The following is a 13,567-nucleotide window of genomic DNA, read 5'->3' as shown; positions in this document are numbered from 1 at the left end:
ATTAATAATACACTAGAAGTGTTTATAACAAACCAAAAAACAGTTTGTAAATTAATCACTTCTCGCAATTAAATCGTTTTAAAAGCTAATTTAACATTACGATGAAAAAGCAAAGTATCCAAGAATATAAAATAGTGCTGTTATTCAACTTTACACACAAACAGCCTGAATACCCTATGATTTTAGCTTAATTTAACGCGAGTTTAAATCTACAAAATACTAGTATTCATAGATTATTCGTTATATCCTGCAATATAATCTATTTATTATCTTGACAGCAGAAAAAGGCACGTTATGGTCCACGTGGTTAACACGCTCCCCAAAAAACACAAAATGCTTATTCTAGGTTTGGTTTCTGCTATTGTTGCCTTAGCCTTTTTACCTTCTGAAAAAGCCACTGCATCCAAAGACAATAGCGAGAACACGCTAGAGATTGGTAAGCGTTACGAATTACAAATAAAAGTAGGTGAAAACGAAAAACTCACTGACTTAAATTCAGAGCAAGCAGCACAAAAGCTTCCAGAATATGATTTTGTTGATCACCTTGTTAAAAATGGTGACAATTTAGCGAACATTTTTAAGCGCGCTGGTTTTTCTGCGCAAACGCTTTATAAACTGGTTAACACAAATGCTGAAACACGCAAGCTTACCAAAATTCATCCAGGTGAAACACTAAGCTTTGCTACTGCAAAAGATGGTTCGTTGGCTCAGTTGCGTTACGTTATATCTAAAACAGATACCTTATATGTCACCCTTAATGACGAAGGCCAATACGATACTTCAATTGACAGCAAAGAAATAGAAACACTGAGCAAAACCGCCGGTGGGGAAATTTCTAGCAGTTTTTGGACGTCAGCAATTGCTGCTGGTTTAAGTGAGCGCCAAATCATGAACTTTGCCGATATATTTGGTTGGGACGTGGATTTTGCAAATGACATCCGTAAAGGTGATGAATTTGGCTTAATATATGAATCTCATTTTGTTGATGGTGAATTTATTGGCACCGGTAAGATTATTGCCGCAGAATTTATAAATCAAGGCGAACGTTACACAGCAATTCGACACACCGACGGTAATTTTTATACCCCTGAAGGGCGTAGTATGAAAAAAGCCTTCTTACGTGCACCGGTAAACTTTAAATATATTAGCTCAAGCTTTAATCCTCGCCGCTTACACCCTGTTACAGGACAAGTAAAAGCACACCGAGGTATTGACTATGCTGCGCGTACAGGCACGCCTGTTGTATCATCAGGTAATGGTAAAGTTATTAAAGCGGGCTACAGTAAATATAACGGTAATTACGTATTTATAAGCCACGGTACACAATACGTTACTAAGTACTTACACCTTAACAAACGTCTAGTTAGAACAGGGCAAAAAATCAAACAAGGTGAGAAAATTGGTACTGTAGGCTCAACAGGTCGAGTAACTGGGGCACATTTACATTATGAGTTTTTAGTTAACGGTGTTCATCGTAACCCCAAAACTGTGAAACTACCTAAATCTGAGCCATTACCACGCTCAGAGCTTGCTAAGTTTAAGCCTATTGCTGATAACTTTATTGCGCAACTTGAGCGTAACCGAGAACTTCAGTTGGCACTTAAATAAAAAGCTTAATGATTAAATAAAAAAGCCTTTGCAGGGATAACCCGCAAAGGCTTTTTTGTATGTCATGAGTATACCAACCAGCATAGATATTTGAATAGTTTCACGAATTACCCATTGTATCTAAGCTGCTTGGTGCTAGATTTCAGAGTTAATTTACGAGTACATAAATAAGCTGCACAACCAAAGAGATCATCACCAGTGGCCAGATATACTTACTATATTTAGTAGCGCTCTCAAGCCCCATTTTACTTTGGTATTTTTCCAGTAACGGAATAATGATCACCAAAGCAATGACTAAGCTAATTAAAATAACAAATATGTTCATATCATCACCCTACACTAGGTTATGGTAAAGCGCAGCCTTTCGCGCTGATATATAGCTCATACCAATGCTCACGACTTAAGTTAACATTAACCGCATCACAGGATGCTTTTATTCGCTCTATGTTAGTAGTGCCAATAATTGGTTGAATTGATGCTGGGTGGCGCAGCAGCCATGCTAATACGATAGCTTCTGCTGTTGTACCATAAAGTATGGCAAGCTTACTGACTAAAATACTGGTATTAATATCTGCAGGCGAGGCCTTTGATAAATCACCACCAGAGTATAAGCCTTGGCATAAACTGCCCCAACTTTGAATCTGAATTTCATGCTCACGGCAATATTCAATATTGCCTGGGGTAAAGTTAATATCCTTGCCATCGGCATTACCCACATAAACGCCTTCATCAACCCATTGATGTTTTTGTAAACTCGCTTCGATTTGATTGGCCACAATCGGCATATCTAAAGCGCGTTGCAAAAACCGTATTTGATATTGCGACATATTAGACACCGCAAAATGACGCACTTTGCCACTTTCTTTTAAACAACTAAATACTTGTGCAACTTCCTCTACTTCCATTAAAGGATCAGGACGATGCAACATAAGTATATCTAAATATTCAGTATTTAATCGTTTTAATGAGCCTTCTACCGAGCGCTCAATCCAATCAGCTGAAAAGTCATAACGTTGTGGGTTTTGATCATCAGCAAAGCGAATACCACACTTAGACTGAATATACATTTGCTCTCTAAGTTCTGGTCGCTCAGCCAAAGCTTGACCAAAAACATGTTCGGCTTTGCCTAAGGTATAAATATCAGCATGATCGAAAAAATTAATTCCGCCTTCAATGGCGGCATCTATGCATGAATGAGTTTGTTGTAAATGCGCACTGGTAATCGCATCTTTATTCCATGCGCCTCCCAAACCCATACAGCCAAAAACAAGTTTGCTTACATTCGGGAGATATTTTGCCAGCGGAGTGTGTAACATTTTGACAGCCCTTTAAAAAATGAAGAGTGATTACTTTAAACAAAAAACCCTATACAAGAAACCGCTTAAGTCAAAACAGTGAATTTTATGCAAAAAAAAAGCGCAGTAAACTGCGCTAATAGGTTGAGTCTAAATTATATTTAACCCACAAGAGCGAGTAAAATACCTGCCGCAACAGCACTACCAAGCACCCCTGCAACATTAGGCCCCATGGCATGCATTAATAAGAAGTTATGCGGGTTATTTTCAAGCCCAACCTTATTAACAACACGTGCTGCCATAGGCACAGCGGATACACCCGCAGCACCAATTAATGGGTTTATGGGGGTTTTTGATATCTTATTTAAGCCTTTAGCCATAAATACACCTGAGGCTGTACCAATAGCAAACGCCAGTGCACCCAGTACCAAAATACCAATAGTTTCTACTGTTAAGAACTGCTCGGCAGCAAGCTTAGAGCCCACTGCAAGTCCTAGAAATATGGTGGTGATATTAATGATTTCGTTTTGCGCACTGTTGCTGAGCCTATCAACTACACCCGACTCACGCATTAAGTTACCTAAACAGAACATACCAACCAGCGGAATTGCCGCAGGTAAGAATATAGCAGTTAAGGTAAGCACCATCAGTGGGAAAATAATTTTTTCCTTTTTAGATACTTTACGCAGTTCTGGCATTTGAATTTTACGTTCTTCAGGCGTTGTAAACGCACGCATAATAGGTGGCTGAATAATAGGAACCAACGCCATGTACGAGTACGCAGCCACCGCTATAGCGCCCAGTAAATCTGGGGCCAGCTTTGACGCTAAAAAGATAGCGGTTGGCCCATCTGCACCACCAATAATCGCAATTGCAGAAGCATCTTGTAAGCTAAATTCAAATCCCGGAATAAAGTTAAGTAAAATAGCGCCAAATAACGTCGCAAAAATACCAAACTGCGCTGCCGCACCTAATAGCAACATACGCGGGTTGGCAATCAGGGCACTAAAATCAGTTAAGGCCCCCACTCCCATAAATATTAATAGCGGAAAAATACCGGTATCAATACCAACATAATACACATAGTAAAGTAAGCCACCTGGATCTGATAAACCAGCTACTGGAATATTAGTTAAAATAGCTCCGAAACCAATGGGCAGTAGTAATAACGGCTCAAAGTTTTTGGCAATTGCTAAAAATAATAGCAAACAACCAACGGCAATCATGATCAGCCCAGGAAATGTAAAGTTAGCAATGCCTGTGGCATGCCAGAGGTTTAAAATACCATCCATCCTCTATTTACTCCTTAAGCTAGTGCAATCATTGCATCGCCGGTTGACACTGAATCGCCCTCAGAAACAAGCACCTCAGCAATCGTACCGGTATGCATGGCGCGTACTTCGGTTTCCATTTTCATGGCTTCCATAATAATTACCACATCACCTTCATTGACTACCTGACCGGGTTTTACTTTAATTTTAAAAATATTACCGGCCAGTGGTGCATTTAGAGTTTCACCCGAGGCAACCGATGCTGACTGTGGAATATGCTCTGAGTCTTTTAACGTCACCTCTTTTAGCTCACCACCTTGAGCAACCACGACATCGTATACTTTACCGTCTACTTTAACGCTGTATTGCTCTGCCTTAACGCTTTTATTGTTTGCCGCTGATTTTTCAGGTGCTTTATTGGCGTTATCATCAGCGCTAGGAACAGGCTCAAATGCATCAGGATTGTTACGGTTTTTAATAAATTTCAAACCAATCTGTGGAAATAATGCATAGGTAAGCACATCATCAATTTGCTCATCGGCTAAAGTTAGCCCTTGCTCCTGCGCAAGCTTGCTTAACTCAGCTTCTAAAGTTTCAAGTTCAGGTTTAATAATATCTGCAGGGCGACAGGTAATTGCTTCACTGCCATCAAGTACGCGCTCTTGAAGCTCTTTATTCATTGGTGCAGGTGTTGAACCATACTCACCTTTTAATACGCCAGCAGTTTCTTTGGTAATGGTTTTATAACGCTCACCAGTGAGTACATTTAATACCGCTTGAGTACCAACAATTTGTGAGGTAGGTGTAACGAGTGGAATAAAGCCTAAATCTTCACGTACTCGTGGAATTTCAAGTAGCACTTCGTTTAGTTTATCAGCAGCACCTTGCTCTTTAAGCTGGTTTTCCATGTTAGTTAACATACCACCTGGCACTTGGGCTAATAAAATTCGGCCATCGACACCTTTTAAGCTGCCTTCAAACGCAGCGTACTTTTTACGTACGTCTCTAAAGTAAGCGGCAATTTCTTCTAGGTGGTTTAAATCAAGCCCGGTATCACGCTCGGTCCCTTCAACGATTGCAGCAATTGTTTCAGTTGCTGAATGACCATAAGTCATACTCATAGACGATACAGCTGTGTCGAGCATATCAATGCCGGCATCAATCGCTTTTTGATAAGTAGCGGTGCTTAAACCCGTTGTTGCATGGCATTGCATTGCAATAGGTATGGAAACCGTTTCTTTTAACGCTTTAATGAGTTCTTCTGCATCGTAAGGCTTAAGCAATCCCGCCATATCTTTAATACAAATTGAATGACAACCTAATTCTTCAAGCTGCTTAGCAAGTGTTAACCACATATCTAATGTATGTACAGGGCTTACTGTGTAAGAAATTGTACCTTGCGCATGTGCCCCTACTTTAACCGCCGCTTTTATGGCAGTTTCTAAGTTACGTACATCATTCATGGCATCAAAAATACGAAATACGTCTACGCCATTTTTGTGGGCGCGCTCAACAAACTTCTCAACCACATCATCAGCATAATGGCGATATCCCAATAAGTTCTGACCACGAAGTAGCATTTGCTGTGGTGTATTTGGCATCGCTTTTTTAAGCGCGCGAATACGCTCCCATGGATCTTCACCTAAATAACGAATACATGAATCAAAGGTAGCTCCACCCCAAGATTCTATAGACCAATATCCTGCGTCATCAATTTTTTTTGCAATAGGTAACATGTCGTCTAATCGCATGCGGGTAGCTAAGAGCGACTGATGTGCGTCACGAAGTACGAGTTCTGTTATTTTTAATTTAGCCATTGGTATGCTCCTCTAATTATTATTTGTTTTGTACTGAGCAATGGCAGCACTAATTGCAGCGATGTGCTCATTTGGCACACCTTGAGATTTAAAAGATGGTGTTCTCTGTGATGCTGCTAGTTCTGGCTGAGAAAACTTGCTAGCCAGCTTAGACATGAGTGTCACTGCACCAATCAATAAAGAAAGAAATACAAACACACCCACCATGCCTGTTAGCATTAAATTGCCTGCAGTTGTGAGTAAAGCCCCTATATCCATAATTCTCCCCTGTTTAAAACCAAACACATAAAAAATCGGTTTATTTAAATAACTATTCACCAATAGTAACAAAAACTATTCTTTTGTCTACACATTGTAAATTGGTAAAACCAATTAATCTAAAAGTAACATATCACCAATAAGGTTAACACCACCTAAAATAGCTTATTTAACCCAGATATATAGCTGTCTCTTATACACATCTCCGAGCCCACGAGACCGGAGCCTATACACTTATGCGATCGTCGGCAGCGTCAGATGTGTATAAGAGACAGCACTAATACTTTGTAAAAACACATATAAAACAAACCTATTGTACTAACCCACTAATAACCTTCAAAACAAATGTTAATTGGTCTTACCAAAACAAAGAGCAGCAACAACTATTTATTATCTCATCAGAGACAACTGTGAATAAGTTACCGATAAGATCGTAAAAATTACCAACTCAGTATAAAGCCAATCGCGAAAAACCGAAATAAACCATTGATTTAAAACAAAATGAAATACTGGCACATTACTCGCTTATATAAAAACAACACTTTAACACTTAGATAAATCAAGGAGATGACAATGTTACGCTGGACAATTACATTTTTGGTGATCGCACTAATCGCAGCCGTTTTAGGATTTGGTGGTATTGCAGGAGCCGCAGCAGGAATTGCTAAGATCATATTTTTTATCTTTTTAGTTTTACTGGTTATTTCACTTGTCTCTGGCGCTTTACGTGGTAAAAGCCCCAGGTAGATAAGAAACAACGAACCTCTTTTTAAATTTATATACAAGGAATTACATTATGAAATCATCAACACTTAAAGCAGCAGCTATTGGTCTATTCGCAAGTGCATTTATTATGGGTTGTGAAGACAATCATGCAGAAGAAGCCGGTGAGCGTATTGACGAAGCCGTGACAGATGTTCAAAACAAGGTAGAAGATACCTGTGAAGAAGTAAAAGAAGGCGTTAATGCCGAAGAGACAAATTGCTAATATTATTTATTTAGCTAAGAAACGACCTACGGGTCGTTTTTTTATGCCTAAAATATAAATAGTTTCTAGTCATTTCCCCTTTTAAGCTGCGCATTAGGCTAAAATAATAAAAAATAGCTTTTAAGTGCAAACACATGGTCTTTACAACAACTTATAAACTCGATAAACCTTATTTTTATGAATGCTTCGACCAATCGCTGCCTTATAGTAAGCGTGCACAACCTAAATACTTTTTATTGGCGCTACTTGTGATATTAGGGCTATTTGGCATTTATGGTTTAGGCGATCATTACCTTGGTACATTTTTGCTTATGTTAGCTTTACTTGAGTGCATTGCTTTTTATTATCGTCGTCCTTGGTGGGTAACAAGGCAAATGCTTAGCAGAGCATCTGGTTCTGAAGTCACTCTCACCTTCGACGAGGACGGAATAAAATCAACCAATCATTACAAGAATTACCAGTTAGCTTGGCACGACATTAATGAAGTGATTACTACAGATTGCGGCCTATTGTTAAAAAGTAAAAGCGGTATGCAGTACATTTCCAAGGCAATACTCAACGAAGAAACCATTGATTTTATTAACAAAAAAGCCACTCAGTGAGTGGCTTTTATAAATGTCATAGTTTTTAACTAACACATTTTATATTATCTTGATTAAGCATTGCCCGGATTAGGGTTAGACTTTTCAGCTTGTATGCGCATGTAAATTTCTTCACGATGAACTGATACGTCTTTAGGTGCGTTAACACCGATACGAACTTGATTTCCTTTAACACCCAGAACAGTAACGGTTACTTCGTCACCAATCATAAGGGTCTCGCCTACTCTACGAGTTAGTATTAGCATTCTCTTGCTCCCATGTTCCAATAAAATTATAAGATTCCGCAACACATTTTAATTAAAATTAGACTAAAAAGTAAGTAAAAACTCTCAATCTATTCATTTTCTGTTAAAAATGTCTTATGTAATGCACGAACAGCCAGTTCAAGGTATTTCTCATCTATTAAAACTGAAATTTTTATCTCTGAGGTTGAAACAAACATCACATCAATGTTCTCTTGTGCTAACGAATCAAAAAATAAACTCGCCACTCCAGAATGAGATTTCATCCCCATACCCACAGCTGACACTTTCGCCACATTAGTTAATCCGTCAATTGCCTGTGCGTCAAATTGCTGTTGCTCAGCCGCTAACAAATCAAGTGCGTTTAAATAATCATTTAAATGCACAGTAAAAGCATAGTCGACTTTTTCAACTTTATGATTAATTTGATTAATCATATCTATTTCGATGCCATTATCTGCAAAAAGTTTCAAAATTTTTGCAAGCGCTTTTGTGCCTTGCGGTACTCCATGTACCTTAATCAAACACTCGTCTCGATTAAATGCAATACCCGACACAACGTTACTCGCCACATCGCTCTCCTCAAAACTAATTAATGTACCTTCATCAGGTTTAAAGCTAGATAACACTCTTAATGGTACATTGTGCTTACCAGCCGACTCTACAGAGCGAATATGTAGCACTTTAGCACCTAAACTAGCCAGCTCAAGCATTTCGGCAAAGGTTACATGGCTTAAACGTCGTGCATTAGGTTCAATACGAGGATCTGTTGTATATACGCCATCAACATCAGTATAGATCTGACATTCATCCGCTTTTATTGCACCCGCTATTTCAACTGCAGAGGTATCGGTGCCACCACGCCCAAGCGTAGTCACGTTGCCCTCAATATCGCGCCCCTGAAAGCCGGCAATAATAGCAATACGGTTATGTTCAAGTTCATGTTTTAAACGCGTTGCAGCCACGTCTTCTACACGGGCTTTACCGAACATGTTATCGGTTAATATATTCACCTGATCGGCTAACAAGCTTACCGCAGAATGGCCGCGTTTAATAATCGCCATCGCTAATAAAGCTATAGAGACTTGTTCACCGGTACTGAGTAATACATCGAGTTCACGACCACTCGGGCGAGAGTCGATTTGTTTGGCAAGATTAATTAAGCGATTGGTTTCTCCCGACATTGCCGAAAGCACCACCACCACTTGGTGGCCTTGTTGCTTAGTTTTAACAACAAGGTCGGCGACCGCTTCAATACGCTCTATTGAGCCTACCGAAGTGCCGCCAAATTTTTGAACTATAAGTGCCACTTAAGCTTAAGTACGCTCAGTTAACCAAGCTGTTACACTATCAAGTGCTGCAGTTAAGTTTTGTGGCTCAGAACCACCTGCTTGCGCCATATCTGGACGACCGCCGCCTTTACCACCTACTTGGCCTGCCATGTGGTTAACTAACTCACCCGCTTTTACTTTACCGGTTAAGTCTTTAGTTACACCCGCAATTAGGCTTACTTTATCACCGCTGGCAACACCTAAAGCAATAACGCCTGAGCCAATCTTATTTTTAAGGTCATCAACCATGCCACGAAGCGCTTTTGATTCAGTTCCTTCAACGTTGGCAACTAACAATTTAACCCCATTAATTTCAACCACTGAATCAAGTAATGATGCACCTGCCGCACTGGCTAGTTTATCGTTAAGTTGGGCAACTTGCTTTTCAAGTCCTTTCGACTTTTCAAGTAAGGCAGTTACTTTTTCAAGTACTGACGCACTGTCACCTTTTACAAGCGCGGCAACATCTGCTAATTGCTGTTCTTGTTCATTAACATACGCGATTGCTTCTGCACCGGTTACCGCTTCAATACGACGAACACCGGCAGCAATACCGCTTTCAGATACAATTTTGAATAAACCAATGTCACCTGCACGCTCTACGTGTGTACCACCACAAAGCTCAATTGAGTAATCACCTATGGTTACTACACGTACTTCGTCATCGTACTTTTCGCCAAACAATGCCATAGCACCTTTTGCTTTAGCATCATCAATTGCCATTAGCTCAGTGTTAAGTGCAAAGTTACGACGAATTTCGTCATTTACTACACGTTCAATTTCGCGCAGTTCTTGTTTGGTCACTGCTTCAAAATGTGAGAAGTCAAAACGCAGGCGTTCTGGCTGCACAAGTGAGCCTTTTTGCGATACGTGCTCACCTAAAAGCTGACGCAATGCTTCATGTAAAATGTGCGTAGCTGTGTGATTTTTCTTAATGCTTTCACGACGCGCATCGTCAATAGTCGCATCCACTTTATCGTTAACGCCAATACGCCCTTGAACTGTTCCATGATGAGCAAAAGCATTACCCAATTTAGTGGTATTTGTTACATTAAACTCACCACCGGCAACAGTAATTGTACCGCTATCACCAATTTGGCCGCCTGATTCAGCGTAAAACGGAGTACGGTCTAAAACAATAATACCTTGCTGACCATCTTCTAATAACGATACCGATTCGCCACCGGCAAAAATTTCTACCACAGTGCCACGGTAATGATTACTATCGTAGCCTTTAAAATCAGTATGCTTGTCTGATTTTAATTGCTCGTTATAATCTGCACCAAATTTGCCCGCTTGCTGTGCTGTTTTACGTTGCACTGCCATACATGCTTCAAAACCTTGATGGTCAATGGTCATTTGGCGCTCACGCGCTACATCGGCTGTTAAATCGGCAGGGAAACCATAGGTATCGTAAAGTTTAAATACTAAGTCACCTGGGATCACATCCCCGGTTAAATCACTCAAGCTTTCTTCTAAAATAGCTAAACCACGCTCAAGCGTTTTACCAAACTGCTCTTCTTCAATACGCAGTACTTTTTCAATAATTTCTTGTTGCTTAGCAAGCTCTGGGTACGCTTGACCCATTTGCTCAATAAGTGCAGAAACCAATTTATAGAAAAACGCGCCTTTAGCACCTAACTTATTACCGTGACGTACTGCACGACGAATAATACGACGCAATACATAACCACGGCCTTCATTTGATGGCATAACCCCATCTGAAATTAAAAACGCACACGAACGAATATGATCCGCCACCACGCGAAGCGATTTATCATCCATATCTTGTGCATTAGTAACGCTTGCAGCGGCGGCAATTAAGCCTTGGAATAAATCGATTTCGTAGTTTGAATGCACACCTTGTAAAATAGCTGAAATACGCTCAAGGCCCATACCAGTATCAACAGATTGCTTAGGAAGTGGCTCCATAGTCCCGTCACTTTGACGGTTGTATTGCATAAATACTAAGTTCCAAATTTCAATGAAACGGTCGCCATCTTCTTCAGGAGTGCCCGGAGGACCACCCCAAATGTGCTCACCGTGATCATAAAATATTTCAGAACATGGACCACAAGGGCCGGTATCACCCATAGACCAAAAATTATCGCTCGTTGCAATACGAATAATACGATCTTCAGGTAAACCTATATCGTTAGCCCAGTAGCCAAAGGCTTCTTCGTCATCATGGTAAATGGTCACTAACAGCTTTTCTTTTGGTAGTTTTACAACCTCAGTTAAAAACTCCCACGCAAATTTAATTGCATCTTGCTTAAAGTAATCACCAAAGCTGAAATTACCTAGCATTTCGAAAAAGGTATGGTGACGTGCTGTGTAACCAACATTTTCTAAATCGTTGTGTTTACCACCAGCACGCACACAACGCTGAGAGCTAGTTGCGCGTGTATAAGGGCGGCTTTCGGCGCCTAAAAATACATCTTTAAATTGCACCATACCGGCATTATTAAATAACAACGTGGCATCGTTACCCGGTATAAGCGAACTAGAAGGAACAACTTGGTGTTGTTTGCTGGCAAAGAAGTCTAAAAACTGTTGCCTAATTTGTGCGGTAGTCATGTGCTGCATGTGAAAGTCTCACCTGTATTTACTGTGCTTGCATTGCAAAATTTATTTGATCATAGCTAAAACCTCGATACATTAAGTAGCGCACGCGCTTAGCTTTTTCTTTGTACTCGAGGTTTGCCGGTGTCGTTGAATATTTTTTGTTGTACGCTTCCTGCGCGAGCTCAAACCAATCTATTTCCAGCTCATCAACCACTGTTTCAAGCAGTGCTCTATCAATCCCTTTACTCATGGCTTCACTTTGAATTCGCTTTAAGCCATGGCATTTAAATATGTGTTTTCTTACAAACCCTTCACAGTAACGCTGCTCGTTAATAAAGTTGTGCTTTTCACACCAATCAAGCAGGTTTTCTATGAATTCATCGGTTGCTTCTCTTTGCTGTAACTTTTGAGTTAACTCTCGGCGCGAATACTCTTGCCTTCCTAGTAACCAAAGCACATAGTTTTTTAACTTTTGTTTTAATGTATCATCCATTAAGCGTCAAAGCGCCCGCTTTGCTCGCTACTTAAAGGCTTAATGTTACTGTCATCACTTGGTGGCACAACGGGCATAAAAATAGCCTGATAAGATACAAAGAAACTAATGTAGCAAATTGGCATTAAAATCAACAGCGGTAGTAGCGATAAGAACATCGACACCACCATTAATAATGCGCAAATAATACCATAAACACTTAATGGTAAAATATTATAATAAAACACCATAAACGAACTTTTTAAGGCATTTAAAATACGTTGCTCTTTATTAAAATAAACCAGCGGTACTGCGTAGGCAAACGAAGTAAAGTAAATTGAGAGCGCAATTAAAAACAATGCCACGTTTGCAAGCGAAATACTCTCAAGCATTTGGCTAACGGCGGTGTTTGGATCTAGGTCTGGCTGTGTCATAACCGCCATTGCATCAGCAAATAACCCATTGGCAAGCAGGGCAATTAAAATACCGGCCCCCATTTGATAAAGCGCTAAGCGAAATAAGCCTAACCGATTTCCTTTGGCTGAAAAGGGCTTCAAAATGTCGGCTAACATAATTTTTCCGCCCTGCTGCTTGGTAAGCACGGCTTGATAAAAACCAGCGGTTAAAAATGGTGTAGCCAATGCTGCAGCTATTTGTAATACCGGCAAAAATAACGACAACAAGCCAACAATGCCAATAAACAAATGCATAAAAATAAAAGTTAATGGCTGAGTTTTAAAAATTAGCCAACCCGCTTTAAACCATTTTAATGCCGCATCCGCTTTAAAAATTCGTAATTGTGTAGACATACTTGCTCTTAATTAAAACAAAACACGCCGAGTATAACTCGGCGCTGGTTGGTATTACATAGGTGGCGGCGATAAATGCCGTTAATATTAGGGTCTGCTGCCCTTTACGGATTAAAATTTGTTCAAACTAGGGGCGATTTAATCGCGGCGCGAGGTTTGTAACCTAGTGGGCTAAGTCAAAACCGAGCAAAGCTTCCGCGTCCTGCTCACGCCCCTTACCTACATCCATGTAGGCAACAAAGAGTAAATCGCCCCTAGGCAGAACCCTTCGGGCAGCGCCTGTTTGGCATTGATGCTGCGTTATCGCAT

14 protein-coding genes are annotated in these 13,567 nt (G+C 40.2%); 4 read left to right on the top strand and 10 right to left on the bottom strand.

Translation table 11 applies throughout. The annotated features are described in order from the left end of the window. The first annotated feature begins 294 nt into the window (after positions 1-294). Positions 295-1,608 (top strand): peptidoglycan DD-metalloendopeptidase family protein, encoded by a 1,314-nt coding sequence (locus FHG08_RS06695; RefSeq protein WP_178955089.1) that lies wholly within the window; start codon positions 295-297, stop codon positions 1,606-1,608. A gap of 148 nt (positions 1,609-1,756) precedes the next feature. Here the strand turns inward: FHG08_RS06695 and FHG08_RS06690 are convergent, their stop codons facing one another. The 5 genes from FHG08_RS06690 to FHG08_RS06670 all read right to left on the bottom strand — a co-directional run bounded on the left by FHG08_RS06690 (position 1,757) and on the right by FHG08_RS06670 (position 6,249). Further along, entirely contained in the window at positions 1,757-1,933 is a 177-nt protein-coding gene (locus tag FHG08_RS06690; RefSeq protein ID WP_010390817.1) for a hypothetical protein, read from the bottom strand. 19 nt (positions 1,934-1,952) lie between these two features. Further along, positions 1,953-2,924: an aldo/keto reductase family oxidoreductase gene (locus tag FHG08_RS06685; RefSeq protein ID WP_178955087.1), complete on the bottom strand. Its 972-nt coding sequence runs from the start codon at positions 2,922-2,924 to the stop codon at positions 1,953-1,955. Positions 2,925-3,064: 140 nt separating this feature from the next. Then, complete coding sequence (locus FHG08_RS06680; protein WP_008115142.1) at positions 3,065-4,195, bottom strand: sodium ion-translocating decarboxylase subunit beta; 1,131 nt, start codon at positions 4,193-4,195, stop codon at positions 3,065-3,067. Positions 4,196-4,209: 14 nt separating this feature from the next. After that, complete coding sequence (gene oadA / locus FHG08_RS06675; protein WP_010390815.1) at positions 4,210-5,991, bottom strand: sodium-extruding oxaloacetate decarboxylase subunit alpha; 1,782 nt, start codon at positions 5,989-5,991, stop codon at positions 4,210-4,212. A 12-nt stretch (positions 5,992-6,003) separates the two neighbouring features. Continuing rightward, complete coding sequence (locus FHG08_RS06670) at positions 6,004-6,249, bottom strand: OadG family protein (protein WP_178955085.1); 246 nt, start codon at positions 6,247-6,249, stop codon at positions 6,004-6,006. Positions 6,250-6,822: 573 nt separating this feature from the next. Here FHG08_RS06670 and FHG08_RS06665 point away from each other — a divergent pair. From FHG08_RS06665 to FHG08_RS06655, 3 genes are all read left to right on the top strand, one after another. Next, positions 6,823-6,996, top strand: coding sequence for a DUF1328 domain-containing protein (locus tag FHG08_RS06665; RefSeq protein WP_002961939.1), 174 nt, complete (start codon positions 6,823-6,825; stop codon positions 6,994-6,996). A gap of 49 nt (positions 6,997-7,045) precedes the next feature. Then, entirely contained in the window at positions 7,046-7,237 is a 192-nt protein-coding gene (locus tag FHG08_RS06660) for a hypothetical protein (protein WP_008115136.1), read from the top strand. Between the two features lie 134 nt (positions 7,238-7,371). Continuing rightward, positions 7,372-7,839, top strand: a complete 468-nt coding sequence (locus tag FHG08_RS06655) for a YcxB family protein (protein WP_178955083.1) — start codon at positions 7,372-7,374, stop codon at positions 7,837-7,839. 53 nt (positions 7,840-7,892) lie between these two features. Here the strand turns inward: FHG08_RS06655 and csrA are convergent, their stop codons facing one another. From csrA to FHG08_RS06630, 5 genes are all read right to left on the bottom strand, one after another. Beyond that, a complete protein-coding gene (gene csrA, locus FHG08_RS06650; protein WP_004587515.1) occupies positions 7,893-8,084 on the bottom strand; it encodes a carbon storage regulator CsrA in 192 nt (63 codons plus the stop codon). A gap of 89 nt (positions 8,085-8,173) precedes the next feature. After that, entirely contained in the window at positions 8,174-9,391 is a 1,218-nt protein-coding gene (locus FHG08_RS06645) for an aspartate kinase (RefSeq protein WP_178955081.1), read from the bottom strand. Between the two features lie 6 nt (positions 9,392-9,397). After that, complete coding sequence (gene alaS / locus FHG08_RS06640; protein WP_178955079.1) at positions 9,398-11,998, bottom strand: alanine--tRNA ligase; 2,601 nt, start codon at positions 11,996-11,998, stop codon at positions 9,398-9,400. Between the two features lie 19 nt (positions 11,999-12,017). Then, positions 12,018-12,470 (bottom strand): regulatory protein RecX, encoded by a 453-nt coding sequence (locus tag FHG08_RS06635; protein ID WP_138604929.1) that lies wholly within the window; start codon positions 12,468-12,470, stop codon positions 12,018-12,020. Continuing rightward, positions 12,470-13,258, bottom strand: coding sequence for a BPSS1780 family membrane protein (locus tag FHG08_RS06630; RefSeq protein ID WP_138604928.1), 789 nt, complete (start codon positions 13,256-13,258; stop codon positions 12,470-12,472). Before FHG08_RS06630 ends, FHG08_RS06635 begins: the two co-directional genes overlap by 1 nt. Positions 13,259-13,567 lie beyond the last annotated feature (309 nt).

Source organism: Pseudoalteromonas sp. Scap03, from assembly GCF_013393115.1.
Classification (GTDB): domain Bacteria; phylum Pseudomonadota; class Gammaproteobacteria; order Enterobacterales; family Alteromonadaceae; genus Pseudoalteromonas.
The sequence above is the reverse complement of the archived record's forward strand: the minus strand, read 5'-3'. Positions and strand labels throughout refer to the sequence as shown.

Excerpts from the sequence above, each read along its gene's own strand:
- oadA (WP_010390815.1), bottom strand. The coding sequence starts at position 5,991 with ATGGCTAAATTAAAAATAACAGAACTCGTACTTCGTGACGCACATCAG.
- FHG08_RS06670 (WP_178955085.1), bottom strand. The coding sequence starts at position 6,249 with ATGGATATAGGGGCTTTACTCACAACTGCAGGCAATTTAATGCTAACA.
- alaS (WP_178955079.1), bottom strand. The coding sequence starts at position 11,998 with ATGCAGCACATGACTACCGCACAAATTAGGCAACAGTTTTTAGACTTC.
- FHG08_RS06635 (WP_138604929.1), bottom strand. The coding sequence starts at position 12,470 with ATGGATGATACATTAAAACAAAAGTTAAAAAACTATGTGCTTTGGTTA.
- FHG08_RS06680 (WP_008115142.1), bottom strand. The coding sequence starts at position 4,195 with ATGGATGGTATTTTAAACCTCTGGCATGCCACAGGCATTGCTAACTTT.
- FHG08_RS06685 (WP_178955087.1), bottom strand. The coding sequence starts at position 2,924 with ATGTTACACACTCCGCTGGCAAAATATCTCCCGAATGTAAGCAAACTT.
- FHG08_RS06655 (WP_178955083.1), top strand. The coding sequence starts at position 7,372 with ATGGTCTTTACAACAACTTATAAACTCGATAAACCTTATTTTTATGAA.
- FHG08_RS06630 (WP_138604928.1), bottom strand. The coding sequence starts at position 13,258 with ATGTCTACACAATTACGAATTTTTAAAGCGGATGCGGCATTAAAATGG.
- csrA (WP_004587515.1), bottom strand. The coding sequence starts at position 8,084 with ATGCTAATACTAACTCGTAGAGTAGGCGAGACCCTTATGATTGGTGAC.
- FHG08_RS06660 (WP_008115136.1), top strand. The coding sequence starts at position 7,046 with ATGAAATCATCAACACTTAAAGCAGCAGCTATTGGTCTATTCGCAAGT.
- FHG08_RS06665 (WP_002961939.1), top strand. The coding sequence starts at position 6,823 with ATGTTACGCTGGACAATTACATTTTTGGTGATCGCACTAATCGCAGCC.
- FHG08_RS06690 (WP_010390817.1), bottom strand. The coding sequence starts at position 1,933 with ATGAACATATTTGTTATTTTAATTAGCTTAGTCATTGCTTTGGTGATC.
- FHG08_RS06695 (WP_178955089.1), top strand. The coding sequence starts at position 295 with ATGGTCCACGTGGTTAACACGCTCCCCAAAAAACACAAAATGCTTATT.